This window comes from Geodermatophilus sp. SYSU D01036 (assembly GCF_054050435.1).
In genome coordinates this window covers 53,524-78,125 of record NZ_JBJGZJ010000008.1, presented here as the reverse complement: position 1 = coordinate 78,125, position 24,602 = coordinate 53,524, and the positions used below count along the sequence as shown (strand labels likewise).

The following is a 24,602-nucleotide window of genomic DNA, read 5'->3' as shown; positions in this document are numbered from 1 at the left end:
CCGGGCCGGCCGCCCGGGGTCCCGCACCCCGCCAGCACGGCGGTCCGCGCCGCTCTTCCCGGCGCGCCGACGATGTGACCGGCGACACGCGAACGAGAGGACGGCGATGGGCGAGATCCTGGTGCTGCGGCACGGCGCGACCGAGTGGAGCAGGAGCGGCCAGCACACCGGCGTGACCGACCTGCCGCTGCTGCCCGAGGGCGAGGAGCGGGCCCGCTCCCTGGCTCCGACGCTGGCCGGGCGGCACGTCGTCGAGGTGTGGACCAGTCCCCGGCAGCGCGCCCGGCGCACCGCCGAGCTGGCCGGGCTGACCGCCACCGGCGTCGACGAGGACCTCGTCGAGCTCGACTACGGCGGCTACGAGGGCCGCACCACCGCCGAGATCAGCGAGGAGCTCGGCCGCGAGTGGTCGGTCTGGCGCGACCCGGTGGTGGCGGGCGAGACCCCCGGCGAGACCCTCGAGCAGGTCGCCGAGCGGGTGGACCGGGTGCTCGACCGGGCGCGGGCCCGGCTCGACGACGGCGACGTCGCCCTCGTCGCGCACGGGCACGTGCTGCGGGTCCTCACCGCGCGCTGGCTGGGCCTCGAGCCCGCCGCGGGGGCGCTGTTCGCACTGCCGGCCGGCGCCTACGGCGTGCTCGGGCACGAGCACGCGCGCCCGGTGCTCACGGGATGGGGACTGGGCTGAGCTCCACCGGCGAGGTGACGCCGGCGGGCGCGGCGGGCCGGCCGAACAGCCAGCCCTGGGCGAGGTCGGCGCCGAGCGCGGCCACCTCCGTGGCCACCTGCTCCGTCTCCACCCCCTCCGCGACGACGACCGCCCCGAGCCGGTGCGCGTGCTCGGTCACGGTGCGGACCACCGCGCGGGCGCCGTCGTCGGGCAGCGCGGACACCAGCGCCCGGCCGAGCTTGACCACGTCGGGCCGGACGACGTCGAGCAGCGAGCGGCTCGACCACCCGGCAGCCACCTCGTCCAGGGCCACCCGCCAGCCGCGCTCCCGGTAGGACTCGAGGACGGCGAGCAGGTGCCCGCGATCGGCGACGGCGGCCCGCTCCCCCACCTCCAGCACCAGCTGCCGCGGCTCCAGCCCCGCGGCCTCCAGCGCCTCGACGGTGCTGGCGAGGTCGGCGTCGGGGTGCAGCACCGAGGTGGGCCGGGTGTTGACGAACAGGTCGGCGCCGCCCAGCCAGCCCGCGGCGCCGGCGATGGCGCACTCGCGGCCGACCCGGTCCAGCCGGGTCAGCCAGCCGGCGGAGTCGGCCACGAAGAACAGGTCCCCGCCGTCCACGGTGCGCCCGTCGGAGTCGCCGCGCAGCAGCGCCTCGTGGGCGACGACGGCGCGGTCGGCCAGCGCCACGATCGGCTGGTACGCCGACCACAGCTCGGCCTCGGCGAGCACGCCGACCTCGGCGGTCACCCCGCGGCGGGCCAGCTCCTGCGCCAGGGTCGGCGCCGTGAGCAGGCCGAGGGTCAGCGCGGTGTACTCGTTGGCCGGGTCGGTGGCCACCCGCACCGCCTCGGCCTCGGCGCCGGTCAGCGCGCGGGAGAGCCGGTCGAAGAAGACCTCCACGCCGACGCCGTCGCGCTCGTCGGAGAGGTCGAGCAGGCCGGGGGCGGCGAAGACCGACAGCCCGGCCGACCGGGCGACGGCGGCCACGGCGGGCAGCACGTTCTCCTCCGCGGTCGCCAGCAGCACGCGGGTCGCGGCCTCGGGCAGGGGCCACTGCTCGCGCCGCCGCGCCGCGCCGATCGGACTCGCCACGCGCAGCAGGATGACCGACCGGCCCGGCCGGTGCGGGCAGGCGCGCGGACGGGTCCCGACCGTTCAGGATGCCGCGCGGCCGACCGGTCTGCACGCGGCGCGGAGGCCCTACTGTCGATCCATGGCTGCTGTGATCACCGAGCCGCCGACGCGCCATGGCCGCGGCGGCCGCCCGCGCGACCCCAGCCGTGACGACGTCATCCGCGCGGCCATCCTCCGGCTGCTCGGGGAGGTCGGGTACGGCGCGCTGACCATGGACGCCGTGGCGGCGGAGGCCGGCGTCGGGAAGGCGACCATCTACCGCCGCTGGCGCACGAAGCAGGACCTCGTCGTCGACACCGTCTCCGACCTCAACCGGGCCTGGACGGTCACCGCCGACACCGGGTCGCTCGAGGGCGACCTCCGCCAGCTCGTGCACCGCATGGTGGAGATGATGGCCAGCCCCGTCGGGGCCGCGACCCGCTCGCTGCTCGCGGCGATGCAGCACGAGCCGGCGCTGATCGAGGCGTTCCGCGAGGGCCCGCTGGCCGTCTGGCGGCGGGCCTACGACGAGGTGTGGACCCGCGCCCAGGCGCGCGGCGAGGTGGGCCCCGGCCTGCCGCAGTCGATCCCCGCCGAGGCCACCACCGCGCTGCTCGTGCAGCGCTGGCTGGTCACCCGTGAGCCGGTGGACGCCGCCTACGCCGACGCCGTGCTCGAGACCGTGGTGCTCCCGCTGGTCCGCCGGGCCTGACGCTCACCAGCCGAGCGTGCCCGGCTCGCCCTTGAACGGGCCGACGACGTCCGCGGTGATCCAGCCGCCGTAGAAGTCCCCCGCCTGCGCGCGCACCTGCTCGCCGTCGACCAGCGCCCGGTCGACCCGGCTCGGGTAGAACGCCACCGCCCCGCGCAGGTGCTCGTACCCCGGGGCCGGGTCCTCGTAGGACCAGCCGACCGCCGGGTAGCGACGCCCGTCGACGACGGCGTCCCAGTAGGTGGCCCGCCCCTTCCACTCGCACCACGACGAGCCGGCGGCCCGCTCGAGCACGCCGGGGACGACGTCCTCGCGGGGCACGTAGTAGACCGGCGGGTGGCTGGTCTCGCAGACCCGCACCGCGCGGCTGGTCTCCCCGACCACCCGCCCGCCCAGCTCGACGACGACGCGGCGCGGCGTCACCTCCGCCGACGGGGGGCGCGGGTAGTCCCAGACCGACTCCTGACCCGGGCCGACCGGGTCGCGGCGCGGCGGGCGCACGGTGCGGCTCAGTCGTTGCGGTGCCGGGCCTTCTGGACGACGACCAGCGTCACCAGCAGGCCGAGGGCACCGACGGTGGCGCGCCCCGCCGTCGACTGCAGGAAGCGCACGACGGCGGCCTGCCCCTGGGCGCGGAGCCGCGTCGGGCTGCTCCGGTACGCCAACTGGTCCAGGGTGGCCGCCAGCGACTCACGGGCGGCGTCGATCTCCAGCTGGATCTCTCGAGGGTCGCGAGGCACGGCGACAGCCTGCCAGACACCGCGCCGACCGGCCCGTTCCGGCGATCAGCGGCACCCGCGCGGGCGATGCGCCCCGGGACGCGCCCTAGACTCGGCGGCCACGCGGGAGTGGTGTAACGGCAGCCACGCCAGACTTAGGATCTGGTGCCCTCGGGCGTGCGGGTTCGACTCCCGCCTCCCGCACCCAGGGCTCAGCCCAGGCGCACGGTGAGCTCGACCTGCGGCGAGGCGAGCCCCGGGTCGTCCGCGTCGACCACCGCCAGCAGGTCCACCCGGTCGCCGTCCACGCCGCGCAGGGCCAGGCCCTCGACCTTCGCCACCCGCCCGTCCACCTCCGGCACCGGCGCGACGTCGAGCACCCGCCCGTGCTCGACCAGGACGAGCGCCGTGGCCACCACCGGGCCGTCGTCGACGGCGTTCGGCGTGTCCTCCGCCGCCGCGGACAGCAGCTCCCGGCCGTCGGGCAGCCCGACGGCGTCGGTGACGGCGAGCCCGACGCCGGCGACCTCGCCGAGGTCGAGGACGTGCACCGGCCCCAGCGGCACCGCGCCGGGGTCCGCGTGCCCGAGCACGGCCGCCAGCAACGGCGCCAGCGGGACCTCGACGCAGGCGTTCGGCACCCCGGCGGCGCGGTTGCCGCGCTGGTACCAGCGGAGGACGTCGCCCGCGCGGGCGGCGCCCTCCAGGTTCCGCTGCCCGTCCGGCACCCCGAGGCGGTCGCCGACCGCGGCGTACAGCGGGCCGAGGTCGGCCGCCCGGGCGGACGGCCGGTCGCCGTCGAGGACGACCAGCCCCCCGCGGGTGCGCCGCGGCGTGGACCCCGACCCGAGCAGCAGCACCGCGGGCCGCCCGCCCGCCTCCACCGGGCTGGCCGTCTCCAGGTCGGGCTTGAGGGACTTGGTCCCGGCCGCCTCGGAGAACCGGTCGTGCCCCTCGACCGGCGGCAGCAGCCGCACCGGGACGACGCCGCCCGGGCGCTGCCAGGCCGCGGACGTGGCGTCGTCCTGGACCACGAGCCAGCCGTCGCCCAGCGGCGCGAGACCCGAGGCCGCGGTCACCGGCGTCCCGTCGTCGAAGCGGAGCCCGCGGACGGCGGTGAGGTCGACGCGCACGGGGACGGGGTGCCCGCTCGGGCGCCGCCTCACGCGGGCAGGTTCCGGGACGGGATCACACAACCGTCTTCTCGCAGCTCAGCACGCTGAACTCCGTCCAGGGCCGCTGCACGCGCGGCGAAGCCGACGTAGCCTCGGGTCGGCCGGCCGCACGACGGGGTGCCCGGGGCCGGCCCTCTTCCCCTGCACACAGTCCTCCGGACACGACCCGTCGGAGCTCATGACCTCCCCGCGCACCGAGACCAGCCCCTCCCCCGGCACGAACCCCGAGCCGGCCCCCGACAAGCCCCGCACCTCGCTCACCGTCACCCAGGTGGCGGCCGGCGCCCTGGCCGCGGTGTCCGCGGCGGTCCTCGCCTCGTTCTTCGGCGTCGCCGGTACGGTGATCGGCGCGGCGCTCGTCAGCATCGTCAGCACCGTCGGCTCCGCGCTCTACAGCACCTCCCTGAACCGCACGAGCGAGAAGCTGCGGAAGGCCCGCGAGCAGCTGGCGACCCGCCCCGGCTCCACAGCCGGTGAGGCCCCGACCCGGGCGATGCCCGCTGCCGGGACCGCCGCCGACGAGGCGGCGACCCGGGAGCTGCCCGCGCACCTGGACCCGCGCCAGGCCCCGGCACCGCGCCGGCGGATCCGCTGGCCGCGGGTGGCGGCGTACGCCGCCGCGGTCTTCGTCCTGGCGATGGGCATCGTCACCGCGATCGAGCTGATCGGCCAGAAGCCGGTGTCGGCGCTGGTCGGCGGGACCGAGGACTCCTCGTCGTCCACCACGATCGGCGAGCTGTCCAACGCCTCGTCCTCGCGCGACGTGACCCCGTCGGACTCCGACCCGACCACCCCGACGACCGAGGCGCCGGCCACGGGCACGCCCGGGGACGCCGGGGAGAGCGCGACGCCGCCCGAGGAGTCCGCGCCCGCCACCGAGAGCGGCGGCGACGAGGACGGCGAGGACGGCACCGGCGACGGCGCCGAGGAGTCCGCGCCCGCCGAGCCGTCGACGCAGGCGCCGGGGACCGACTCGGGCAGCGGGTCCGACGGCGACTCGGGCACCGGCTCGGACAGCGGCTCGGGCTCCGGCCCGGACAGCGGCTCGGGCACCGAGCCGCAGGCCGAGGCGGACACCGGGGCGCAGGCCGACGCCGGCAGCGAGGCGCAGCCGGCCGCCTGAGCCGGCCGCCCCGGGATCAGTCCTTCGCCCGCCGCGGGACCAGCTTGAGCAACGCCAGCCCGGCGAACAGCAGGGTGACGCCGGCGACCACGACCGCCAGCGCGTTGAAGCCGGTGTAGGCGAGGGCGGTCGACCCGCCCACGCCGCTGGCCGTCACGTAACCCGCCTTGCTGTACACGTGCACCTCCTCTCGGTGGGTCAGCCCGCCGCGGGAGCCGCGACGTGGTGCCAGGTGGCCTCCCGCCGGCGGACGACGTCCACCAGGGAGCGGACGAAGACGGCCTGGATGAACAGGTCGTAGACCAGCTCGACGACCAGGGGCAGCGCCAGCAGCAGCGCCCGCGGGCCGCCCCGGCGGACGGTCACCAGCCGCTCGGCCAGGAAGACCAGGCCGACCGAGGTCCAGAACGGGTCCATGTGCAGGCCGCCGTCGCGGGCGAGGACCAGCACGGTGAGCAGCAGGTAGGCCTGGAAGGCGAGGACGCCGAGGCCCATGCCCAGCTGCTGGCCCCAGTAGCGCAGGGTGACCCGGGTGAGCCCGTAGTGCCGGAGGTTCTCCAGGGCGCCGCGCTGCCACCGCATGCGCTGCTTCCACAGGTCCCGCCAGGTCGGCATGATCTCGGTGACCACCGAGCACGCCGCCGGGCTGGTCATGCGCCAGCCCAGGGTCTTGAGCGCGAGGGTCAGCTCGTTGTCCTCGGTGAGCGCGAGGGTGTCGTAGACCTGCCCCTCCCGGCCGGGCAGCGTGGTGCCGCGGGCGGCGGCCACCTCCCGCAGCGCCCGGACGCGGAACAGCGTGCCCGTCCCGGTCAGCACCATGACGCGACCGGTCCGCGAGACGTCGCGGCTGTACCGCAGGTACTCGTTGCGCTGCAGCTGCCCGAGGACCCCCGCCCCGGGGTGCCCGTAGAACAGGCCCCCGGCGGCGCCGATCCGCGGCGAGGACTCGAGGCTGGCCGCGGCGGCCGCGAGGAACCCGGGCGCGAGCTCCGTGTCGGCGTCCATCACCAGGACGAGGTCGTCGTCGCGCAGGTCGGGGACGGGGCCGGCGTCCCCCGCGCCCCTGCGCCGGTCCGGGCCGCGCCGGGGGTCGTCGGAGGCGCCCCGCCGGTCGGCGGTGGCGGTGCGGCGGAACCGCTGCACGATCGCCTGGTTGAGGGCGCCGGCCTTCTTCTCGGTGTTGCCGACGGTCTCGTAGACCTCGGCTCCCCGCCCGCGCGCGATCCCGGCGGTGTCGTCGGTGCAGTTGTCGGCGACGACGACCACGCGGTCGGGACGGCGCGTCTGCCGTTGCAGGGCGTCGAGGGTGTCCCCGATGTTCGCGGCCTCGTCGTGCGCCGGGATCAGCACGACCAGCCGCGCCGCCGGGCGCCCGTCGTCCCCTGCCATGCCCGCCCCCTGCCGTCGTCCCGACAGGGGGACAACGGCAGCCGGCGGCGGATCCCGCAGCCGGCGCCGGCCGGACCACCCGAACGGGTCAGGAGCCGACCAGCGCCCGGTGCAGGACGGCGACCAGCTCGGCGCGGGTGACGATCCCGGCCAGCCGGTCGTCGGCGTCGACCACCGGCAGGTGCCGCAGCCCGCGGTCGGCCATCAGCCCGACCAGCTCGGAGACCGGGGTGTCGGCGCCGACCGTGGTGACCGGGCAGGTCATGACCTTCGCGACCGGGTCGAAGTCCACGACGTCGAGGTTGAACAGGTCGTGGACGGTGACGATGCCGACCACCCGGCGGTCCGGCGTGACCACCGGCAGCGCCTTCACCGCGTGCTGGTTCATGAGCATCCGCGCGCGGTAGAGGGTCTCGTCGGGCTGCACCGTCCGCACGTCGCGCTCCATCAGCGCGCCCACGCGCAGCTGCCCGAGCCGGCGGTCCAGGGCGTGCGCCTCGGCATCGCGGACCAGCGCCAGCACGTCGCCGGGCAGCACGTCCAGGCCGCGGTCCAGCCGCTGCATCGCCGCGGTGACGTCCTCGGCCCGCAGCCCGACCCGCTCGGTGGGCGGCGCCTCGGGCCCGGTGCGCGGCGGCTCGGGCACGTGCGGGTAGGGGCGGCCGGTCAGGTTGTTCACCAGCGCGGCCACGAGCAGCAGCACGAGGGTGTCGACGCCGACCGGCCACAGCGCGAACGCCCAGCCGTGGTCGGCCACCGCCGCCTCGCCGACCGCCGCGAACAGCGCGCACGCCCCGCCCGGCGGGTGCACGCAGCGCAGCACCATCATCAGCGGGATCGCCACGCCGACGGCGACCGCCGCGGCGAGCGTGACGTCGTCGAGCAGCTTGCCCGCCGCGACGCCGACCAGCGTGGACACCGTGTTGCCCGCCAGCACGGGGTAGGGCTGGGCCAGCGGGCTGGCCGGCGCGGCGAACAGCAGCACCGCGGTGGCGCCCATCGGCGCGACGATCCACGGCAGCCCGGCCGGCCCGCCGGGGACCGCGTGGGCGGTGAGCGCGGCCAGCGCGATGCCGGCCAGGGCGCCGAGCCCGCCGCGGAGCACCTCCGAGCGGCGGTAGCCCACCGGCGAGGGCCGCAGCCCGGTCCTCCACGCCCTGACGTCCGCGCGCACCCCGCTCCCCTCCCGCGGGCCCCCGCCCGCCGCGGGCGTGGACCCTACGTCGTCGGGGCGGCGCCGAGGTGCCGCCGCGGCGCGGAGGTCAGGCCGCGCCGAGCGTCTGCGCGATCACCGGCACCAGCGCCGCGAAGGCCTGCCCGCGGTGGCTGCGGGCGTCCTTCTCCGCGGGCTCGAGCTCGGCGGCGGTGCGGTCCAGGCCGTCGGCGACGAACACCGGGTCGTAGCCGAAGCCGTTGCTGCCGCGCGGCTCGCGGACCACCCGGCCGCGCCACTGCCGCTCGACGACCGACTCCGCCCCGTCCGGGGTGACCAGGGCGGCGGCGCACACGAACGCCCCGCCGCGCCGCTCGTCGGGGACGTCGCCGATCTGGCCGAGCAGCAGCGCGGTGTTGGCGGCGTCGTCGCCGTGCCGGCCCGACCACCGCGCCGAGAGCACCCCGGGCATCCCGTTGAGCGCGTCGACGGCGAGGCCCGAGTCGTCGGCCACCGCGGGCAGGCCCGTGTACCGGACCGCCTCGCGCGCCTTGAGCAGCGCGTTCTCCGCGAACGTCGCGCCGGTCTCGGGGGCCTCCGGGTACTCGGGGACGTCGCGCAGGCCGACCACCTCGATCCCCGGGACGGCGTCGGACAGCAGCCGCTGGAGTTCGGCGAGCTTGCCGGCGTTGCGGGTGGCGAGCAGCAGGCGGGTCGTCATCGCTGCAGCGCGTCCTGCTGGACGCGGGTGAGCTCGGCGCACCCGGCGACGGCGAGGTCGAGCAGCCGGTCGAGGGTGGGCCGGTCGAACACCGCGCCCTCGGCGGTGCCCTGGACCTCGACGAAGCCGCCCTCGCCGGTGCAGACGACGTTCATGTCGGTACCGGCGCGCACGTCCTCCTCGTAGGCGAGGTCCAGCCGCGGCTCGCCGTCGATCACGCCGACGCTCACCGCCGCCACCGACTGCACGATCGGCTGCTTCTTCGCCAGCTTCTTCCGGTCGGCCAGCCACGAGACGGCGTCGGCGAGGGCGACGTAGGCACCGGTGATGGCCGCCGTCCGGGTGCCGCCGTCGGCCTGCAGGACGTCGCAGTCGAGGGCGATGCTGTTCTCCCCCAGCGCCGCGAGGTCGATCGAGGCGCGCAGCGAGCGGCCGATGAGCCGGCTGATCTCGTGGGTGCGCCCGCCGATGCGGCCCTTGACCGACTCGCGGTCGCCGCGGGTGTGCGTGGCGCGCGGCAGCATGGCGTACTCGGCGGTGACCCAGCCCAGGCCCGAGCCCTTGCGCCAGCGCGGCACGCCCTCGGTGACGCTGGCCGCGCACAGCACGCGGGTGCGGCCGAACTCGACGAGCACCGAGCCCTCGGCGTGGTCGAGCCAGTTGCGGGTGATGGTCACCGGGCGGAGCTGGTCGGCCGCGCGGCCGTCGGGGCGGGTCACGGGCACCGAGCCTATCGACGTCGGCACGCCGTCCTCCGGGCGAGCTGTCACGATCGACGGCGTGCGATCGGAGCTGCGGAGGGTGCGGACCGGCGGCGCGCCGGTGGTGGTCGACCTGACCGGCGAGTGCGAGGACTTCGTCCGGCAGGAGGACGACGGCCTGCTGCAGGTGTTCGTCCCGCACGCCACGGCCGGGCTCGCGGTCATCGAGACCGGCGCGGGCAGCGACGACGACCTGCTCGCCCAGCTCGACGAGCTGCTGCCCCGCGACGGCCGCTGGCGCCACCGGCACGGCAGCCCCGGCCACGGGCGCGACCACGTGCTGCCGGCGTTCCTGCCGCCGCACCTGAGCGTGCCGGTGCTCGAGGGCCGGCTCCAGCTGGGCACCTGGCAGCGGATCTGCCTGGTCGACCCCAACGGCGACAACCCGGAGCGGCAGGTGCGGCTGTCGTTCCTCCGCGGCTGACGCCCCTGCTCCCGTCCCCCGTCAGGCGGGCACGGCATCATGGCGGGCGTGACCGAGACCGCTTCCGTCCGCCTCGCGCCCGGTGACCCGGCGCCGGACTTCACGCTGCCCGACGCCGACGGCACCCCGGTCTCCCTCGCCGACCGCCGCGGCCGCCGGGTGATCGTCTACTGCTACCCCGCCGCCCTGACCCCGGGCTGCACCACCCAGGCCGTCGACTTCACCGCCGCGGCCGGCGAGCTGGCCGAGGCCGGGCTGGACATCATCGGCATCTCCCCCGACCCGCCGGAGAAGCTGCAGCGCTTCCGCGAGCAGGAGGGCCTGAACATCACGCTGCTGTCCGACCCGGACAAGCGCGTGCTCACCGCCTACGGCGCCTTCGGCACCAAGAAGCTGTACGGCAGGGAGGTGCAGGGCGTCATCCGCTCGACCTTCGTCGTCGACGCCGAGGGCCGCATCGAGCGGGCCGCCTACAACGTCAAGGCCACCGGGCACGTCGCGAAGCTGCGCCGCGACCTCGGCCTGGGCTGAGTGCTCAGTCCCCGCGGACGCCGAGCACGCCGGTCACCAGCGCGTCGACCACCGTCGTCGCGGCCTTGAGGTCGGGGTCGCGGGCGACCATGACGTCGGAGTAGAGGAACGACTCCCCCAGCCGGACGACGGCGTAGGCCAGCACCGGCAGGGCGACCTCCGGCGTCAGCCCGCGCTCCTCGACGTCGCGCTCGAACAGCGCGGTGTAGGCCTCGACCAGCCGCGGCTGCACCCGGCCGCGCGGGTCGGTGAGGACGCGCATCGCGGTGGTCGGCTCGTCGTCGATGAAGCGGCGCAGCGACGACGCGGTGCCCAGGACGTGGCGGTAGTCCTCGATGATCGCCAGGCTGCGCAGCCGGCCCGCGGGCTCCGCGCCCTCGGGCCGGGCGTCGTGCGCTTCCGCGGCTCGACGCAGCGTGCGCTCGGCCAGCCACCACATCGCCTCGCCGAGGATGGCGTCCCGGTTGCCCACCCGGCGGAACAGCGTCACGCGCGAGATGCCCAGCTGGGCGGAGAGGGTCGTGGTGTCGAGCCGCTCGCCGTCGAGGAGGGTCCGCGCCGCCCGGCGGACGACCTCTTCACGCGGCGCGATCACGGACGCAGCGTAGGCGGGGGCGTGCGGCGCGGACACGGCCGCGGCACCGGCCTCACCCGCACGCGGGAGGGCGGCCACCGTGCGTGCACGGTGGCCGCCCCCGTCGTCAGGACACCGGGGCGGACCGTGACGACCGGGTCCGCCGGGGTGCCGCCACGGGGGGCCGGTGGACGAGCATCGGCGGACATGAGCAGCGCAGACGCGACCCCTGCCCCCGACGGCGACATCGGCGTCACCGGGCTGGCCACGATGGGCGCCAACCTCGCCCGCAACCTCGCCCGCCACGGCTGCCGGGTGGTGCTCCACAACCGGACGCAGGCGCGCACCGACGCGCTGGTGGCCGCCCACGGGGACGAGGGCGCCCTCGTCCCGACCGGCTCGGTCGAGGAGTTCGTCGCCGCGCTCGCCCGGCCGCGCAAGGTCATCGTCATGGTGCAGGCCGGCGCGCCGACCGACGCGGTGGTCGAGGAGGTCGCGCTCCTGCTGGAGCCCGGCGACGTGCTCGTCGACGGCGGCAACGCCCGCTACACCGACACGATCCGCCGGACGCAGGCGCTGGCCGAGCGCGGCGTGCACTTCGTCGGCTGCGGGATCAGCGGCGGTGAGGAGGGTGCCCTGCTCGGGCCGAGCATCATGCCCGGCGGATCGGCCGAGGCCTACGCGATCGTGGGGCCGCTGCTGGAGTCGATCGCGGCGGTGGTCGACGGCACGCCGTGCTGCACCCACGTCGGGACCGACGGCGCCGGCCACTTCGTGAAGATGGTGCACAACGGCATCGAGTACGCCGACATGCAGCTCATCGCCGAGGCCCACGACCTGCTGCGCGCCCGGCTCGGCCTGTCCCCCGCCGAGATCGGCGAGGTGTTCGCCGGGTGGAACGCCGGGGACCTGGAGTCCTACCTCGTCGAGATCACCGCCGAGGTGCTGGGTCACGTCGACGCCGCGACCGGCCGGCCGTTCGTCGACGTCGTCCTCGACCAGGCGGAGCAGAAGGGCACCGGGCGGTGGACGGTGCAGTCGGCGCTCGACCTCGGGGTGCCGGTCAGCGGGATCGCCGAGGCGGTGTTCGCCCGCTCGCTGTCCGGGCACACCGCGCAGCGGGCCGCCGCCCGGGCGGTGCTGCCCGGCCCGTCGTCCGCGCCGGAGCCGGTGGCCGACCGGGACGCGTTCGTCGAGGCGGTCCGGCAGGCGCTGTACGCCTCCAAGGTGGTCGCCTACGCGCAGGGGTTCGACCAGATCGCCGCCGGCGCCCGCGAGCACGGGTGGGCCGTCGACCCCGGCGCGCTGGCCACCATCTGGCGCGGCGGCTGCATCATCCGGGCCCGCTTCCTCGACCGGATCCGCCAGGCCTACGCCGACGAGCCGGACCTCACGACCCTGCTCACGCACGGTTACTTCCGCGACGCGGTCGCCGACTGCCTCGAGGGCTGGCGGACGGTCGTCGTCGAGGCCGCCCGGGCCGGCATCCCGGCGCCGGGCTTCTCCACCGCGCTGGCCTACTACGACGGCCTGCGCGCCGAGCGGCTGCCCGCCGCGCTGGTCCAGGGCCTGCGCGACCTGTTCGGCGCGCACACCTACCGGCGGGTCGACCGGGACGGCGTCTTCCACACGGTCTGGGCCGAGGACCGCCGCGAAGTGCAGACCGGCTGAGCACGACCCGCGGCTCAGGCCGTCCACGTGCCCGGGCGGGGCTGCCCGTACCGACCGCCGTCCCAGCCCGGGTCCCACGGGAAGCACCCGGCGGGCGAGGCCCAGGTGAGCACGTGCGCCGGCACCGAGTACTCGGCCGGCCGCTGGTACCAGCGGTTGGCGCCGAGCAGGACCTCGCCCGGGTTGGGGCACTCCTCCACGACCAGCTCCTCCCGGCCGGCCTCGAGCAGCTCCCCGGGCACCAGCGACCGGCCGGCCACGACCTCGCGGGCCACCGCGTCGAGCAGGGAGTGCGTGGCGGAGGTCCCGCGCCCGACGAGCACCAGCTCGGGGTGACCGAGGCCGAACAGGCCGATCGTGTAGCCGAACGCCGGCTCGTCGGGACGGTCCCCCGGCCCGACGTACTGCACGGCGAAGCGGGCACGGCGGATGACGGCGGCGAGGTGGGCGTCCTCCTGGTCCAGCCAGGCGGTGGTCTGCGGGTCGTGCGTCATGCCCGGGAGCCTGCGGGTCGGCACCGACAGGACGCGCCCGCGTACACCCGGTGGTGGACGCGGGTCCGCCTGTGGACGACGGCGGCCGGACCGTCGGTCCCCCGGGTCGCCCCGCTCAGCCCTCCGCGGACCGCCTGGCCCGCGCCCGCCGCTTGCCCTCGTGCATCGCGGCCACCCGCGCGACCGGGATGGTGTGGCCCTCGGCGACCAGGTCGGCCGGGAGCTCCTGCGGCGCGGGCAGCAGCCGCGCCCAGAGGTCGCCGTCCCCCAGCCGGTCCGGCGCGGTCGTCACCGTGACGTCGCCCGGCCGGACCGAGGGCAGGTCCTCCCACGCGACCGGCGCCGACACTGGCAGGCCCGGGCGGATCCGCGGGCTGTAGGCGGCCACGATCGTCGAGGACCCGGAGCGGGTGGAGTCGAGGAAGACCCGGCCGTGCCGGTCCTCCTTGATGTAGGCGGTCGTGGCCAGGTCCGGGTCGAGGGCCGCCGCGCGGGCGGCGAGCGCGCGGGTCGCGGCGGCGGCGTCCTCGTGCCCGACGCCCCGGACCGGGACGACGACGTGCACGCCCTTGGACCCGCTGGTCTTCACCGCCCCGGCCAGCCCGGCGTCGGCCAGCGCCCGCCGCACCAGCTCCGCGGCCTGCACGACCACCGCGAAGTCGGCGCCCTCCGGGGGGTCGAGGTCGAGCACGATGCCGGTCGGCTCGGTCTCCGCGCCGGCGCGGAAGAAGGGGACGTGGAACTCCACCGCCCGCTGGTTGGCCAGCCACAGCAGGGTGCGGCGGTCGTCGCACAGCACCTGGTGCACCTCGCGGTGGGCGCCGAAGGACCACACGGGCACGGTGCGCACCCAGCCAGGCGCGCCCTTGGCCACGTTGCGCTGCATGAACGGCTTCTGGCCGGGTCGCACCCGCTTCACCGACAGCGGCCGGCCGGCCAGCTGCGGCACCAGCCGGTCCGCGAACGCGTCGAGGTGGTCGACCAGGGCGCCCTTGGTGACCTCCAGCCCGTCGCCCAGCGGCGCGTCGAGGCTGGTCAGCCGGACGCCGTCCCGTTCGTCGTCGACCACCGGCCCACCGTGCCGCCCTGGCCCGGGCGCGGCAAGACGGCTACACGTCGTAGGTGGCGCCCGGGGTGGCCAGCTCCGCGCCGGGGAACGCCGTCCGCGCCGCGGCGAGCTGGGTGGCGGGGTCCACCCACGCCGGCACGTGGGTGACCAGCAGCCGGCTCACCCCGGCCGCGGCCGCGGCCTCCCCCGCCTGCCGGCCGGTGAGGTGCAGGTCCGGCGGCAGCCCGTCCCGGTCGGGGTGGGCGGCCTCGGCCAGCAGCACGTCCGCGCCGTGCGCGAGGTCGACGACGGCCTGCGACGGCCCGGTGTCGCCGGTGTAGACCAGCGAGCTGCCGTGCGCGGTCAGCCGGACGGCGTGGCACTCGATCGGGTGCGCGGTGCGCGCGGTCTGCACGGTGAACGGGCCGAGGACGGCCGACACCGGGGTGGCCGCGAAGTCGAAGACGTCGGTCAGCGGCGCGCCGCCCTCGTCGTAGACCAGGCCCAGCCGCCGCTCGGCGCCGGCGGGGGCGATCAGCGGCACCCGGCGCCGCGAGGAGCGGCCCGAGTAGCGGTGCCACACCACGAACGGGACGACGTCGAGGCAGTGGTCGGCGTGCAGGTGGGAGAGGTAGACCGCGTCGATCGAGTCGGGGTCGGCCAGCGCCTGCAGCGTGCCGAACGACCCGCTGCCCAGGTCGAGCAGCACCCGGAAGCCGTCGTGCTCGACGAGGTAGCAGGAGGCCGCCGACACGGGGCCGGGCCCGCTGCCCGAGCAGCCCACGACCGTGAGCCTCATGCCGCGCCCCCCGGCCGGTCGCACGTCCATCCGCTGTCCATGGCGGGCGCCAGGCTAGCCGCCGGTCGGGAGCAGGGCGGCGGCCGGGACGGACAGGACGCCGTCGGCCCAGGACAGGCCGCCCAGGTCGCGGACGACGACGTCGGCCCCGGCGCCGAGGGCCCGCTCCCCCACGCCGACGACCCGCGCGCCGGCGGCCCGGCCGGCGGCGATGCCCGCGGGGCTGTCCTCGAACACCACGGTGTCCTCCGGCGGCACGCCGAGCAGGCGGGCGCCGAGGCGGTAGCCCTCGGGGTCGGGCTTGCCGGTGCGCACGTCGCGGGCGGTGACCAGGGCGCCGGGCAGCGGCAGCCCCGCGGCGGTCAGCCGGGCGGTGGCGAGGTCGGGCGTGCCGGAGGTGACCACCGCCCAGACGCCGGCGGGCAGGCCGGCCAGGAGGTCGGCGGCGCCGGGGACGGCGGCCACGGTGGTGGCGTCCTCGAGCTCGTACCGGTCGATGAGCGCCGTCGCGGCGGCCCGGCCGGGCCCGGGCACCAGGTCGGCCACGGTGTCGGCCGACCGGCGGCCGTGCACGACGGCGAGCACGTCGGCGGGCACCAGTCCGTGCTCGGCGGCCCAGCGGGACCAGGAGGAGGTGACGGCGGCGTCGGAGTCGACCAGGACGCCGTCGTTGTCGAACAGCAGGCCCCGGGCGAGAAGCCGTCGGCCACCCTGCCCCCCGCCGCGAGCGTGCGAGCGGCGGGGGGCAGGGTGGCCCCTCGTCATGCCCAGAGCTGGCCCTCGAGGGCCGAGGTGGCCTCCTCCAGGGTGCCGGCGTAGGCGCCGGTGGACAGGTACTTCCAGCCGCCGTCGCAGACGATGAACACGATGTCGGCCTTGCGGCCGGCCGCGACCTCGCGGTCGGCGACGCCCAGCGCCGCGTGCAGGATCGCGCCGGTCGAGATGCCGGCGAAGATGCCCTCCCGCTCGACCAGCTGCCGGGTGCGGTGGACGGCGTCCTCGGGGCCCACGGAGAACCGCGAGTCCAGCAGCGACGGGTCGTAGAGCTCGGGGATGAACCCCTCGTCGATGTTGCGCAGGCCGTAGACCAGCTCGCCGTAGCGCGGCTCGGCGGCGATGACCTGGACGCCGGGCTTGTGCTCGCGGAAGTAGCGCGAGCAGCCCATGAGCGTCCCGGTGGTGCCCAGCCCGGCGACGAAGTGGGTGATCGACGGCAGGTCGGCGAGGATCTCCGGGGCGGTGCCGGTGTAGTGCGCCTCGGCGTTGGCCGGGTTGCCGTACTGGTAGAGCATCACCCAGTCGTCGTGCTCGGCGGCCATCTCCTTGGCCATCGCGACGGCCTGGTTGGAGCCGCCGGCCGCCGGCGAGCTGACGATCTGCGCGCCGTACATCTCCAGCAGCTGGCGCCGCTCGACGGAGGTGTTCTCCGGCATGACGCAGATGAGCCGGTAGCCGCGCTGCCGGGCCACCATCGCCAGCGAGATGCCGGTGTTGCCGCTGGTCGGCTCGAGGATGGTGGCGCCCGGCTGCAGCGTGCCGTCCTTCTCCGCCGCCTCGATCATCGAGATCGCGGCGCGGTCCTTGATCGACCCGGTGGGGTTGTGGTCCTCGAGCTTGGCCCACAGCCGCACGTCCGGCGTCGGCGACAGGTTCGGCAGCCCGACCAGCGGGGTGCCGCCGAGGGAGTCGACGAGGGAGTTGAAGCGGGCCATCGGGAACTCTTCCGGGTCTGGGGACGGGAGCGGACGGGGCTGCCTCAGCAGCCGCCGGCGACCGCCGGGAGGATCGTGACCGAGTCGCCGTCCTTGACCGCGGTGTCGAGGGCGCCGGTGAACCGCACGTCCTCGTCGTTGACGTAGACGTTGACGAAGCGGTGCAGCTTGCCCTCCTCGGTCACCAGGCGGCCCTTGAGGCCGGGGTGCTGGGCGTCGAGGTCGTCGACGAGCGCGCCGAGGGTGTCCCCGCTGCCCTCGACGGTCTTGTTGCCGCCGGTGTGGGTGCGCAGAATGGTCGGGATCCGGACCTCGATGGCCATGGCGTGCGGTTCTCCTCGGGAGGGTGGGGACGTGCGGGAGCGCTCGACGCGAGCGCGTGTCGGTGCGGGCAACGCCCGCTCGCCGCGGGTCATTCCGCGGCCGGCCCCGTCCAGGCACCGCCCCGAGCTCGCGAGGGGCGGGAGGACGGGGTCCTTCCTCAGTCGTAGACGACGGTGGTCGGCGAGTGGCCGAACAGGTAGGACTCGACGACCTCGACGTCCTCCTCGCTCACCTCGCCGTCGACGATCCGGAAGCTGCGGAACTCGACGTCGTCCCCGGCCAGGCCGGTCTCCCGGCCGTGGTGGCGGGTCGAGACGAGCACGTAGTGGGCGTTCGGCTCGGACGCGTACGCGACGTCCGTCCGCGAGGGGTGTGCCTCGGTGGCGGTGTGCGAGTGGTAGATCACCACCGGCTCCTCGTCCCGGTCGTCCATCTCCCGGTACAGGCGCAGCAGGTCGGCCGAGTCGAACTCGTAGAACGTCGGCGAGCGGGCGGCGTTGAGCATCGGGATGAACCGCTCGGGACGGTCGCTGCCCTCGGGCCCGGCGACGACGCCACAGGCCTCGTCCGGGTGGTCCTCCCGGGCGTGGGCCACGATGGCGTCGTAGGTCGCGCGGTCGATGCGCAGCACGCCCCCAGTCTAGGCGGCGCCCGGGAGCGGCACCGCGGGCACCGGCGGACCCCCGCCCGACCGGGGCAGGACACCCGGTCGTCACCGACCGGATACGGTGCGGACCCGTGGTGCTCGAGCTGATCATGGCGGCCGGTGTGGTCGCCGTCGCGCTGCCGGCGCTGTGGCTCGGTCTCCGGGGGCTGACCCTGCGCAGCGGGCACTACAGCAGCGACGCCGCCGCCGACCGCCTGTCGCTGGTCGTGCTCGTCGCGGTGCGGGTGCTGGTGCTCCTGCTGGTGCTCGTCCTGTCGGCGGTCACGCTGGTCTCCACCGTCGGGGCGGTCGTCCGCGAGCTGGAGCTGCCCAGCCTGGTGCTGGTCTTCTTCGTGCTGGACCTGCTGCTGGCGGCGCTGGTGCTGCTCACCTTCGGGCGTCGCGCCCGGCGGCGACCGCGTCGACGAGCGACCCCTGCAGCCCGGTGAGCCAGTAGTAGACGGCCAGCTGCTGGCCCTCCTCGCCGGACGGGTCCTCGGGCGGCTCGGTCTCCTCGGTGATCCCGATCCGCTCGCCCAGCGCCAGCCGCAGGTCGTTGGTGGTGCGCAGCCACGCGCCGGCCTGGTCCCGGTCCAGCCGCACCTCGCCGCCGTCGGCGGGGAGGGTGGCCCGGACGGCGGCCAGGTCCTCGGTCTTGCCCGCGCGCAGCGCCGACTCGGTCAGCTCGCGGTAGTCGGCGGCGATCTCCGGGTCGGTGCGGTGCCCGGCCGGCAGCAGCCGGGCGACCACCGGGTCGCCGTCGACGTCCTCGGGGTCGGCGCCCAGCAGCTGCTCCAGCTGGTCGAGCAGCAGCCCGAGGACGCCGGCCTCGGCCGGCTCGAGCCGCGCGACGACGTCGGACCCCTTGCGGCGGAACGGCCTCATGCGTCCTGCTGGTAGGTGGCCCACAGGCCGTAGGCGTGCAGCCGGCTGGTGTCGTGCTCCATCCGCTCGCGCGGCCCGGAGCTGACCACCGCCTTGCCGTCGTTGTGCACCTGCAGCATGAGCGTGGTCGCCGTCGGCTCGTCGTAGCCGAACAGCTCCCGCAGCACGTGGGTCACGTAGGTCATGAGGTTCACCGGGTCGTTCCAGACGATGGTGACCCAGAGCCGGTCGAGGTCGGCGGTCTCCTCGACCGTGGATTCGGGCGTCCGTGTCGGCGCGAGTGGTCCGGCCACCCGACCACTCTAGGACGGTCGCTCCCCCGCTCCCCCGGGTGCGGTCGCGGCGGTCGACCTAGGGTTCGGATCATGCCGACGGGTACCGCCCTGCTCACCGACCGGTACGAGCTGACCATGGTCGCCGCCGCCCTGGCCGACGGCACCGCCGACCGGGACTGCGTCTTCGAGGTCTTCGCCCGGCGCCTCCCGCACGGCCGCCGCTACGGCGTGGTCGCCGGCACCGGCCGGCTGCTGGAGCTGCTCCCCTCCTTCCGCTTCGGCGACGAGGAGCTGGCCACCCTCCGCGAGCAGGGCCTGACCGACGCGCGGCTGCTGGACTGGCTGGCCGACTTCCGCTTCTCCGGCGACGTCGACGGCTACGCCGAGGGCGAGCTGTTCTTCCCCGGCTCCCCGGTGCTCACCGTGCGCGCGCCCTTCGCCGAGGGCGTGCTGCTGGAGACCCTGGTCCTCTCCGTGCTCAACCACGACAGCGCGATCGCCTCGGCCGCGGCCCGCATGGTGGGGGCCGCCTGCGAGCGGCCGTGCATCGAGATGGGCTCGCGGCGCACCCACGAGCAGGCCGCGGTCGCCGCGGCGCGGGCGGCGTACCTGGTCGGCTTCACCGCCAGCTCCAACCTGGAGGCCGGCCGCCGGTACGGGGTGCCGACGACAGGCACCAGCGCGCACGCCTTCACCCTCCTGCACGACGACGAGGCCGCCGCCTTCCGCGCGCAGGTGGACACCCTGGGCGCCGGCACCACGCTGCTGGTGGACACCTACGACGTCGCCCAGGGCATCCGGACGGCGGTCGAGGTGGCCGGGCCGGAGCTCGGCGCCATCCGGCTGGACTCCGGCGACCTGCCGACGCTGGCCACCGCCGCCCGCCGCCAGCTCGACGACCTCGGCGCCACGAAGACGCGGATCATCGTCACCAGCGACCTCGACGAGTACGCGATCGCCGGGCTCATGGCCGCGCCGGTCGACGGCTACGGCGTCGGCACCTCGCTGGTCACCGGGTCGGGCGCGCCGACCGCCGGGATGGTCTACAAGCTGGTCCAGCGCGACGGCGTGCCGGTGGCCAAGCGCTCGGAGGGCAAGAACTCCACCGGCGGCCGCAAGACCGCCGTCCGCCGGCACGACCCCGACGGGACGGCGACCGCCGAGGTGGTCAGCAGCGGGCCGGTCGAGCCGCGCGACGGCGACCGGCGGCTGGTGGTGGAGCTGGTCCGCGCCGGGGAGCCGGTGGCGCCGTCGTCGCCGGCCGACGCGCTCGAGGCGGCGGCCGCGCACCACCGCCGGGCACGCGAGGCCCTGCCGCAGGAGGCATGGGCGCTCTCCCGTGGGGAACCCGCACTGGAGACGGTGACGGCGTGAACGGAGGTCCCACGGTGACGCGCGCACTGCTGGTGGTGGACGTGCAGAACGACTTCTGCGAGGGCGGCAGCCTGGCGGTGGCCGGGGGTGCGGCGGTGGCGGCGGCGATCACCGAGCACATGAGGTCCGCCGACTACGCGTACGTGGTCGCCACCCGCGACCACCACGTCGACCCGGGCGACCACTTCCACGAGCAGCCCGACTACCTGGAGACCTGGCCGGCGCACTGCGTCGCCGGCACGAGCGGGCTCGAGCTGCACCCGTCGCTGGACCGCGGGCCGCTCGACGCGGTCTTCGACAAGGGCCACTACGCGGCGGCCTACTCCGGCTTCGAGGGGCGGGCCGACGGCGTGCCGCTGGCGGACTGGCTGCGCGAGCGGGGCGTGGACGCCGTCGACGTCGTCGGGATCGCCACCGACCACTGCGTGCGGGCCACCGCGCTGGACGCCGTCGCGGCGGGCTTCGCGACCCGCGTGCTGCTCGACCTCACCGCGGGGGTGTCCGAGGCCTCGACCGAGGCGGCGCTGGACCAACTGCGCACCGCCGGCGTCGAGCTCGAGGGCGCGGTCACCCGCGGCTGACCCCGCTCTGCGGGTGTTCCTCGTGCACCGCGGGTCCTGCAGCACCGGCAGAGCGCGAGGAGGACCCGCACAGCAGGTCAGAGCGCGTCCATCACCTCGTCGCGGGTGAAGCCGAGGACCTGCAGGACGGCGTCGAGGTAGGGCTGGTTGAGCGCGGTGTGCGCCTGCTCGCGCACCACGGGCTTGGCGTTGAACGCGATGCCGAGCCCGGCGGCGTTGAGCATGTCGAGGTCGTTGGCGCCGTCGCCGACCGCGACCGTCTGCTCCAGCGGGATCCCGTGCTCGGCGGCGAACCGGGCCAGCGCGCGGGCCTTGCCCGCCCGGTCGACGATCTCGCCCACCAGGCCGCCGGTGAGCCTCCCGTCGGCGACCTCGAGGGTGTTGGCCGCGGCGAAGTCGAGGCCGAGCGCGGCGGCCAGCGGGTCGGTGATCTGGCTGAAGCCGCCGCTGACGATGCCGCAGCGGAACCCGAGCCGCTGCAGCGTGCGGATGAGCGTGCGGGCGCCCGGGGTGAGCTCCAGGTGCTCGCGCACCTCGTCGAGCACCTCGACCGGCAGGCCCGCCAGCGTGGACACCCGGGCCCGCAGCGACTCGGCGAAGTCCAGCTCACCGTTCATGGCCGCCGCGGTGATCCGGGCGACCTCGGCCGCGCGCCCCGCGCGGGCGGCCAGCTCGTCGATGACCTCGCCCCGCACCAGCGTGGAGTCGACGTCGAGGACGATCAGCCGCTTGCTGCGCCGTGCGAGCCCGGCCTGCTCGACGGCGATGTCGGCGCCGGTGGCGGCGGCCACGGCGGCCAGCGCGGTGCGCAGCTCGGTGGCCCCGGCGCCGGAGACGGTGAGCTCGAGGGACGTGACCGGGTGGTCCGACAGCCGCCGGATCGCGTCGATGTTGCCGCCGACCCCCGCGATGGCGGTGGCCGCGCCGGCGACCGCGGAGGGCGGCACGGGCCGGCCGAGCAGGATCACGTGGTGCGGCCGTCCGGTGGGCGTGCTGCCGGCGCCGCGGTCCGAGGCGGTCTCCACCGCGACCCGGAGCCCGGTGGCGCGGGCGACCTCGGTGGCCAGCCGGCCCAGGCAGGCGAGGAAACCGGCCTCGTCCACCGCGCCGTCGGCCGGCCGGGCGCCGATGACCACCCCGAGGACGAGCTGGCCGTGCACGACGACCTGCTCGACGTCGACGACCTCGACCGGCGGCAGCCCCTGGTCGCCGGAGGCGAGGGCCCCGAAGAGCCGGGCGGTCACGCCGGGCCGGTCGGCGCCGGTGACCGTGAGGACCGCGCGGGGCCCGTCGGGGGCGGCCTGCGGACGCGTGCGGGGTGCGGGGTCGAGCGGCACGGCGGCCATCGTGCCGCACTCCCCCGGCGGCGCCGGGCGGTGGCCCCGGAGACGAGGCGACGCCCCGCCGGCCGGAGCCGACGGGGCGTCGTCGTGACGTGCGATCGCGCGGGGGCCGGGCCCCCGGGGGATCAGAACGGGTCGGGGTCGTTGGGACCCTGACGCGGGCCGGTGCCCTCGGCGAGCTCGCTGACCCCGGCGTAGGGCTGGTGCCGCTTGCCGACGTGCGCCTCGGCGTGCAGCCGCTCCACCAGGTGCGGGTAGTGCGCCTCGAACGCCGGGCGCTCCGACCGGATCCGCGGGATCTCGGTGAAGTTGTGCCGCGGCGGCGGCGAGGACGTCGCCCACTCCAGCGAGTTGCCGTGGCCCCACGGGTCGTCCCGCAGCGCGAGCCGGCCGTACTTCCACGACTTCACCACGTTGTACAGCCACGGGATGGTCGAGGCGCCCAGGACGAACGACCCGATCGTGGAGATCACGTGCAGGGTGGTGAACCCGTCGGTGGGCAGGTAGTCGACGTACCGGCGCGGCATGCCCTCGGTGCCCAGCCAGTGCTGGACGAGGAACGTCGCGTGGAAGCCGATGAACACCAGCCAGAAGTGCAGCTTGCCCAGCCGCTCGTCCATCATCCGGCCCGACATCTTCGGGAACCAGAAGTAGATGCCGGCGTAGGCGGCGAACACCACGGTGCCGAAGACCACGTAGTGGAAGTGCGCGACGACGAAGTAGCTGTCGTTGACGTGCCAGTCCAGCGGCGGGCTGGCCAGCAGCACGCCGGTCAGACCGCCCAGGAGGAACGTCACCAGGAAGCCGATGGAGAACAGCATCGGTGTCTCGAACGTCAGCTGGCCGCGCCACATGGTGCCGATCCAGTTGAAGAACTTGATGCCGGTCGGCACGGCGATGAGGTAGGTCAGGAACGCGAAGAACGGCAGCAGGACCGCGCCGGTGGCGTACATGTGGTGCGCCCACACGGTGAGCGAGAGGCCGCCGATGAGCAGCGTGGCCCCGACCATGCCCTTGTAGCCGAACAGCGGCTTGCGCGAGAACACCGGGATGATCTCGGTGATGATGCCGAAGAACGGCAGCGCGATGATGTAGACCTCGGGGTGGCCGAAGAACCAGAACAGGTGCTGCCACAGCATCGGGCCGCCGTTCTCGTCCGAGTAGACGAGGGCGCCGAGGTTGCGGTCGGCCAGCATGCCGAAGATCGCCGCGGTGAGGATCGGGAAGGCCAGCAGCACCAGCAGGCTGGTGACCAGCGTGTTCCAGGTGAAGATCGGCATCCGGAACATGGTCATGCCCGGTGCGCGGAGGCAGGCGATCGTGGCGGTGAAGTTGACCGCGCCGAGGATCGTGCCCAGACCGCTGACCGCCAGGCCCGAGAACCACAGGTTCGCGCCGGGACCCGGGGAGTGGACGGCGTCGGACAGCGGGGCGTAGGCGTACCAGCCGAAGTCGGCCGCGCCGCTGGGCGTGAAGAAGCCCGAGACGGCGATGAGGCTGCCGAAGAAGAACAGCCAGAACGAGAAGGCGTTCAGCCGCGGGAAGGCGACGTCCGGCGAGCCGATCTGCAGCGGCATGATGAGGTTCGAGAACGCGAAGAACAGCGGCGTCGCGAACATCAGCAGCATGATCGTGCCGTGCATCGTGACGAGCTGGTTGTACTGCTCGGGCGACAGGAACTGCAGCCCGGGCTGGCCCAGCTCACCGCGGATCAGCATGGCCATGAAGCCACCCACGATGAACCAGGCGAACGAGGTGGCCATGTACATCAGGCCGATGGTCTTGTGGTCCGTGGTCCGCAGCAGGTTCGAGAGCCGCGCACCCCGCTGGACCTCGCGAGCCGGGCTGGGCCGGCTCACGATCGGTGCAGGCGCGATCGTCACGAGCGCAGCTTAGACCGAGGGCGTCGGGCCCGTCGGGCCCGACCGGGGAGGCGCGCCGCAGCTCACGGCGCCGTCGGGGACGGCGTCCAGGTCACGTCATGATCAAGACGGGTTTCCGCGCTGCTCACCAGGGGAACAGGACCGTCCGAGCCTGGAGATCCCAGCGCCTCGGCCACCCGGCCATCCCCCTCAGGAGGTCCCACGTGGAGCTTCTCTGGAACATCATCGTGCTCATCGTGGTCGGCGCCATCGCCGGCTTCATCGCACGGGCCGTCGTCCCCGGCAAGCAGTCCATGAGCGTCGGGATGACGATCGTCCTCGGCATCATCGGTTCCTTCGTCGGGAACCTGCTCGGCAGCCTGATCAGCGGCAACGGCTTCGAGCTCGGCACCGCCGGCATCATCGGCTCGATCCTCGGCGCGATCGTCGTGCTGCTGGTCTACGTCTTCGCCACCCGCGGACGCACCCGCACGCGCGTCTGACCCCGCGGGACTCCCGGCG

31 protein-coding genes and 1 tRNA gene are annotated in these 24,602 nt (G+C 75.5%); 11 read left to right on the top strand and 21 right to left on the bottom strand.

Annotation, left to right across the window (positions count from 1 at the left end; translation table 11 throughout):
- Window positions 1–106 precede the first annotated feature (106 nt).
- A complete protein-coding gene (locus tag ACI8AR_RS10670; protein ID WP_457050998.1) occupies window positions 107–688 on the top strand; it encodes a histidine phosphatase family protein in 582 nt (193 codons plus the stop codon).
- Here ACI8AR_RS10670 and ACI8AR_RS10665 read toward each other — a convergent pair.
- A complete protein-coding gene (locus ACI8AR_RS10665; protein ID WP_457050997.1) occupies window positions 666–1,763 on the bottom strand; it encodes an EAL domain-containing protein in 1,098 nt (365 codons plus the stop codon). The two genes, ACI8AR_RS10670 and ACI8AR_RS10665, sit on opposite strands and share 23 nt — an antisense overlap.
- A 121-nt stretch (window positions 1,764–1,884) precedes the next feature.
- Here ACI8AR_RS10665 and ACI8AR_RS10660 point away from each other — a divergent pair, with 121 nt between their 5' ends.
- Window positions 1,885–2,496 (top strand): TetR/AcrR family transcriptional regulator, encoded by a 612-nt coding sequence (locus ACI8AR_RS10660; RefSeq protein WP_457045275.1) that lies wholly within the window; start codon window positions 1,885–1,887, stop codon window positions 2,494–2,496.
- Between the two features lie 3 nt (window positions 2,497–2,499).
- Here the strand turns inward: ACI8AR_RS10660 and ACI8AR_RS10655 are convergent, their stop codons facing one another.
- Both ACI8AR_RS10655 and ACI8AR_RS10650 read right to left on the bottom strand, forming a co-directional pair.
- Complete coding sequence (locus ACI8AR_RS10655; protein WP_457050996.1) at window positions 2,500–2,997, bottom strand: DUF427 domain-containing protein; 498 nt, start codon at window positions 2,995–2,997, stop codon at window positions 2,500–2,502.
- Between the two features lie 8 nt (window positions 2,998–3,005).
- Window positions 3,006–3,236, bottom strand: coding sequence for a DUF3618 domain-containing protein (locus ACI8AR_RS10650; RefSeq protein ID WP_387985736.1), 231 nt, complete (start codon window positions 3,234–3,236; stop codon window positions 3,006–3,008).
- 102 nt (window positions 3,237–3,338) lie between these two features.
- Between ACI8AR_RS10650 and ACI8AR_RS10645 the strand changes: the two genes are divergently transcribed.
- Window positions 3,339–3,419, top strand: a tRNA-Leu gene (locus ACI8AR_RS10645).
- A gap of 8 nt (window positions 3,420–3,427) precedes the next feature.
- Here ACI8AR_RS10645 and ACI8AR_RS10640 read toward each other — a convergent pair.
- Window positions 3,428–4,348 carry a DUF6910 family protein gene (locus ACI8AR_RS10640; protein WP_457050995.1) on the bottom strand — a complete coding sequence of 307 codons (921 nt, stop codon included), beginning with the start codon at window positions 4,346–4,348 and terminating at the stop codon, window positions 3,428–3,430.
- A gap of 220 nt (window positions 4,349–4,568) precedes the next feature.
- Here ACI8AR_RS10640 and ACI8AR_RS10635 point away from each other — a divergent pair, with 220 nt between their 5' ends.
- Window positions 4,569–5,513 (top strand): hypothetical protein, encoded by a 945-nt coding sequence (locus tag ACI8AR_RS10635; RefSeq protein WP_457050994.1) that lies wholly within the window; start codon window positions 4,569–4,571, stop codon window positions 5,511–5,513.
- A 16-nt stretch (window positions 5,514–5,529) separates the two neighbouring features.
- Here ACI8AR_RS10635 and ACI8AR_RS10630 read toward each other — a convergent pair whose 3' ends face one another.
- The 5 genes from ACI8AR_RS10630 to rph form a co-directional block, all read right to left on the bottom strand.
- Window positions 5,530–5,691 (bottom strand): hypothetical protein, encoded by a 162-nt coding sequence (locus ACI8AR_RS10630; RefSeq protein ID WP_456935188.1) that lies wholly within the window; start codon window positions 5,689–5,691, stop codon window positions 5,530–5,532.
- Between the two features lie 20 nt (window positions 5,692–5,711).
- Window positions 5,712–6,902 carry a glycosyltransferase family 2 protein gene (locus ACI8AR_RS10625; protein ID WP_457050993.1) on the bottom strand — a complete coding sequence of 397 codons (1,191 nt, stop codon included), beginning with the start codon at window positions 6,900–6,902 and terminating at the stop codon, window positions 5,712–5,714.
- Window positions 6,903–6,990: 88 nt separating this feature from the next.
- The gene (locus ACI8AR_RS10620; protein ID WP_457050992.1) at window positions 6,991–8,076 is read right to left on the bottom strand and encodes an HPP family protein; all 1,086 of its coding nucleotides are present in this window, start codon (window positions 8,074–8,076) and stop codon (window positions 6,991–6,993) included.
- Window positions 8,077–8,164: 88 nt separating this feature from the next.
- Window positions 8,165–8,776 carry an RdgB/HAM1 family non-canonical purine NTP pyrophosphatase gene (gene rdgB / locus ACI8AR_RS10615; RefSeq protein WP_456926007.1) on the bottom strand — a complete coding sequence of 204 codons (612 nt, stop codon included), beginning with the start codon at window positions 8,774–8,776 and terminating at the stop codon, window positions 8,165–8,167.
- Window positions 8,773–9,495, bottom strand: coding sequence for a ribonuclease PH (gene rph, locus ACI8AR_RS10610; RefSeq protein ID WP_457050991.1), 723 nt, complete (start codon window positions 9,493–9,495; stop codon window positions 8,773–8,775). Before rph ends, rdgB begins: the two co-directional genes overlap by 4 nt.
- Before the next feature lie 61 nt (window positions 9,496–9,556).
- Between rph and ACI8AR_RS10605 the strand changes: the two genes are divergently transcribed.
- Window positions 9,557–9,961: a YjbQ family protein gene (locus ACI8AR_RS10605; protein WP_457050990.1), complete on the top strand. Its 405-nt coding sequence runs from the start codon at window positions 9,557–9,559 to the stop codon at window positions 9,959–9,961.
- A gap of 48 nt (window positions 9,962–10,009) precedes the next feature.
- On the top strand, window positions 10,010–10,492 hold the full coding sequence (gene bcp, locus ACI8AR_RS10600) for a thioredoxin-dependent thiol peroxidase (RefSeq protein WP_457050989.1): 483 nt from the start codon (window positions 10,010–10,012) through the stop codon (window positions 10,490–10,492).
- A gap of 4 nt (window positions 10,493–10,496) precedes the next feature.
- Here bcp and ACI8AR_RS10595 read toward each other — a convergent pair whose 3' ends face one another.
- Window positions 10,497–11,087, bottom strand: coding sequence for a QsdR family transcriptional regulator (locus ACI8AR_RS10595; protein ID WP_457050988.1), 591 nt, complete (start codon window positions 11,085–11,087; stop codon window positions 10,497–10,499).
- A gap of 186 nt (window positions 11,088–11,273) precedes the next feature.
- Here ACI8AR_RS10595 and gndA point away from each other — a divergent pair, with 186 nt between their 5' ends.
- Window positions 11,274–12,737 (top strand): NADP-dependent phosphogluconate dehydrogenase, encoded by a 1,464-nt coding sequence (gene gndA / locus ACI8AR_RS10590; protein ID WP_457050987.1) that lies wholly within the window; start codon window positions 11,274–11,276, stop codon window positions 12,735–12,737.
- Between the two features lie 14 nt (window positions 12,738–12,751).
- Here the strand turns inward: gndA and ACI8AR_RS10585 are convergent, their stop codons facing one another.
- The 7 genes from ACI8AR_RS10585 to ACI8AR_RS10555 all read right to left on the bottom strand — a co-directional run bounded on the left by ACI8AR_RS10585 (window position 12,752) and on the right by ACI8AR_RS10555 (window position 17,745).
- On the bottom strand, window positions 12,752–13,231 hold the full coding sequence (locus tag ACI8AR_RS10585; protein ID WP_457050986.1) for a DUF4262 domain-containing protein: 480 nt from the start codon (window positions 13,229–13,231) through the stop codon (window positions 12,752–12,754).
- 115 nt (window positions 13,232–13,346) lie between these two features.
- Complete coding sequence (locus ACI8AR_RS10580; protein WP_457050985.1) at window positions 13,347–14,300, bottom strand: DNA polymerase domain-containing protein; 954 nt, start codon at window positions 14,298–14,300, stop codon at window positions 13,347–13,349.
- Window positions 14,301–14,340: 40 nt separating this feature from the next.
- Window positions 14,341–15,078, bottom strand: coding sequence for an MBL fold metallo-hydrolase (locus ACI8AR_RS10575; RefSeq protein WP_457050984.1), 738 nt, complete (start codon window positions 15,076–15,078; stop codon window positions 14,341–14,343).
- A gap of 54 nt (window positions 15,079–15,132) precedes the next feature.
- On the bottom strand, window positions 15,133–15,843 hold the full coding sequence (locus ACI8AR_RS10570) for an HAD-IA family hydrolase (RefSeq protein ID WP_457050983.1): 711 nt from the start codon (window positions 15,841–15,843) through the stop codon (window positions 15,133–15,135).
- Window positions 15,840–16,790 carry a PLP-dependent cysteine synthase family protein gene (locus ACI8AR_RS10565; RefSeq protein WP_456935200.1) on the bottom strand — a complete coding sequence of 317 codons (951 nt, stop codon included), beginning with the start codon at window positions 16,788–16,790 and terminating at the stop codon, window positions 15,840–15,842. The genes ACI8AR_RS10570 and ACI8AR_RS10565 overlap by 4 nt, the downstream gene beginning before the upstream one ends.
- A gap of 44 nt (window positions 16,791–16,834) precedes the next feature.
- Window positions 16,835–17,113, bottom strand: a complete 279-nt coding sequence (locus tag ACI8AR_RS10560; RefSeq protein WP_456935201.1) for a ubiquitin-like small modifier protein 1 — start codon at window positions 17,111–17,113, stop codon at window positions 16,835–16,837.
- 158 nt (window positions 17,114–17,271) lie between these two features.
- Window positions 17,272–17,745: a Mov34/MPN/PAD-1 family protein gene (locus ACI8AR_RS10555; protein ID WP_457050982.1), complete on the bottom strand. Its 474-nt coding sequence runs from the start codon at window positions 17,743–17,745 to the stop codon at window positions 17,272–17,274.
- 107 nt (window positions 17,746–17,852) lie between these two features.
- Here ACI8AR_RS10555 and ACI8AR_RS10550 point away from each other — a divergent pair, with 107 nt between their 5' ends.
- Entirely contained in the window at window positions 17,853–18,209 is a 357-nt protein-coding gene (locus ACI8AR_RS10550) for a hypothetical protein (RefSeq protein ID WP_457050981.1), read from the top strand.
- Here the strand turns inward: ACI8AR_RS10550 and ACI8AR_RS10545 are convergent.
- Window positions 18,148–18,645, bottom strand: a complete 498-nt coding sequence (locus ACI8AR_RS10545; RefSeq protein WP_457050980.1) for a DUF2017 family protein — start codon at window positions 18,643–18,645, stop codon at window positions 18,148–18,150. The two genes, ACI8AR_RS10550 and ACI8AR_RS10545, sit on opposite strands and share 62 nt — an antisense overlap.
- Window positions 18,642–18,938 (bottom strand): ATP-dependent Clp protease adapter ClpS, encoded by a 297-nt coding sequence (gene clpS / locus ACI8AR_RS10540; protein WP_457050979.1) that lies wholly within the window; start codon window positions 18,936–18,938, stop codon window positions 18,642–18,644. The genes ACI8AR_RS10545 and clpS overlap by 4 nt, the downstream gene beginning before the upstream one ends.
- 72 nt (window positions 18,939–19,010) lie before the next feature.
- Between clpS and ACI8AR_RS10535 the strand changes: the two genes are divergently transcribed.
- Together ACI8AR_RS10535 and ACI8AR_RS10530 are read left to right on the top strand one after the other, a co-directional pair.
- Complete coding sequence (locus tag ACI8AR_RS10535) at window positions 19,011–20,294, top strand: nicotinate phosphoribosyltransferase (RefSeq protein ID WP_457050978.1); 1,284 nt, start codon at window positions 19,011–19,013, stop codon at window positions 20,292–20,294.
- Between the two features lie 14 nt (window positions 20,295–20,308).
- The gene (locus tag ACI8AR_RS10530; RefSeq protein ID WP_457050977.1) at window positions 20,309–20,875 is read left to right on the top strand and encodes an isochorismatase family protein; all 567 of its coding nucleotides are present in this window, start codon (window positions 20,309–20,311) and stop codon (window positions 20,873–20,875) included.
- 77 nt (window positions 20,876–20,952) lie between these two features.
- On the opposite strand, the gene serB is transcribed toward ACI8AR_RS10530, so the two are convergent.
- Together serB and ctaD are read right to left on the bottom strand one after the other, a co-directional pair.
- Window positions 20,953–22,221: a phosphoserine phosphatase SerB gene (gene serB, locus ACI8AR_RS10525; protein ID WP_457050976.1), complete on the bottom strand. Its 1,269-nt coding sequence runs from the start codon at window positions 22,219–22,221 to the stop codon at window positions 20,953–20,955.
- A gap of 122 nt (window positions 22,222–22,343) precedes the next feature.
- Window positions 22,344–24,101: an aa3-type cytochrome oxidase subunit I gene (ctaD, locus tag ACI8AR_RS10520; protein WP_456926027.1), complete on the bottom strand. Its 1,758-nt coding sequence runs from the start codon at window positions 24,099–24,101 to the stop codon at window positions 22,344–22,346.
- 203 nt (window positions 24,102–24,304) lie between these two features.
- On the opposite strand from ctaD, the gene ACI8AR_RS10515 reads away from it, so the two are divergent.
- Window positions 24,305–24,583: a GlsB/YeaQ/YmgE family stress response membrane protein gene (locus ACI8AR_RS10515; RefSeq protein WP_456926028.1), complete on the top strand. Its 279-nt coding sequence runs from the start codon at window positions 24,305–24,307 to the stop codon at window positions 24,581–24,583.
- Window positions 24,584–24,602: the final 19 nt, after the last annotated feature.

What these genes read in the sequence shown, in the direction of transcription:
- ACI8AR_RS10670 (WP_457050998.1), top strand. Translation starts at nt 107, where the DNA reads ATGGGCGAGATCCTGGTGCTGCGGCACGGCGCGACCGAGTGGAGCAGG.
- ACI8AR_RS10660 (WP_457045275.1), top strand. Translation starts at nt 1,885, where the DNA reads ATGGCTGCTGTGATCACCGAGCCGCCGACGCGCCATGGCCGCGGCGGC.
- ACI8AR_RS10635 (WP_457050994.1), top strand. Translation starts at nt 4,569, where the DNA reads ATGACCTCCCCGCGCACCGAGACCAGCCCCTCCCCCGGCACGAACCCC.
- ACI8AR_RS10625 (WP_457050993.1), bottom strand. Translation starts at nt 6,902, where the DNA reads ATGGCAGGGGACGACGGGCGCCCGGCGGCGCGGCTGGTCGTGCTGATC.
- rdgB (WP_456926007.1), bottom strand. Translation starts at nt 8,776, where the DNA reads ATGACGACCCGCCTGCTGCTCGCCACCCGCAACGCCGGCAAGCTCGCC.
- gndA (WP_457050987.1), top strand. Translation starts at nt 11,274, where the DNA reads ATGAGCAGCGCAGACGCGACCCCTGCCCCCGACGGCGACATCGGCGTC.
- ACI8AR_RS10585 (WP_457050986.1), bottom strand. Translation starts at nt 13,231, where the DNA reads ATGACGCACGACCCGCAGACCACCGCCTGGCTGGACCAGGAGGACGCC.
- ACI8AR_RS10575 (WP_457050984.1), bottom strand. Translation starts at nt 15,078, where the DNA reads ATGAGGCTCACGGTCGTGGGCTGCTCGGGCAGCGGGCCCGGCCCCGTG.
- ACI8AR_RS10570 (WP_457050983.1), bottom strand. Translation starts at nt 15,843, where the DNA reads ATGACGAGGGGCCACCCTGCCCCCCGCCGCTCGCACGCTCGCGGCGGG.
- ACI8AR_RS10565 (WP_456935200.1), bottom strand. Translation starts at nt 16,790, where the DNA reads ATGGCCCGCTTCAACTCCCTCGTCGACTCCCTCGGCGGCACCCCGCTG.
- ACI8AR_RS10560 (WP_456935201.1), bottom strand. Translation starts at nt 17,113, where the DNA reads ATGGCCATCGAGGTCCGGATCCCGACCATTCTGCGCACCCACACCGGC.
- ACI8AR_RS10545 (WP_457050980.1), bottom strand. Translation starts at nt 18,645, where the DNA reads ATGAGGCCGTTCCGCCGCAAGGGGTCCGACGTCGTCGCGCGGCTCGAG.
- ACI8AR_RS10535 (WP_457050978.1), top strand. Translation starts at nt 19,011, where the DNA reads ATGCCGACGGGTACCGCCCTGCTCACCGACCGGTACGAGCTGACCATG.
- serB (WP_457050976.1), bottom strand. Translation starts at nt 22,221, where the DNA reads ATGGCCGCCGTGCCGCTCGACCCCGCACCCCGCACGCGTCCGCAGGCC.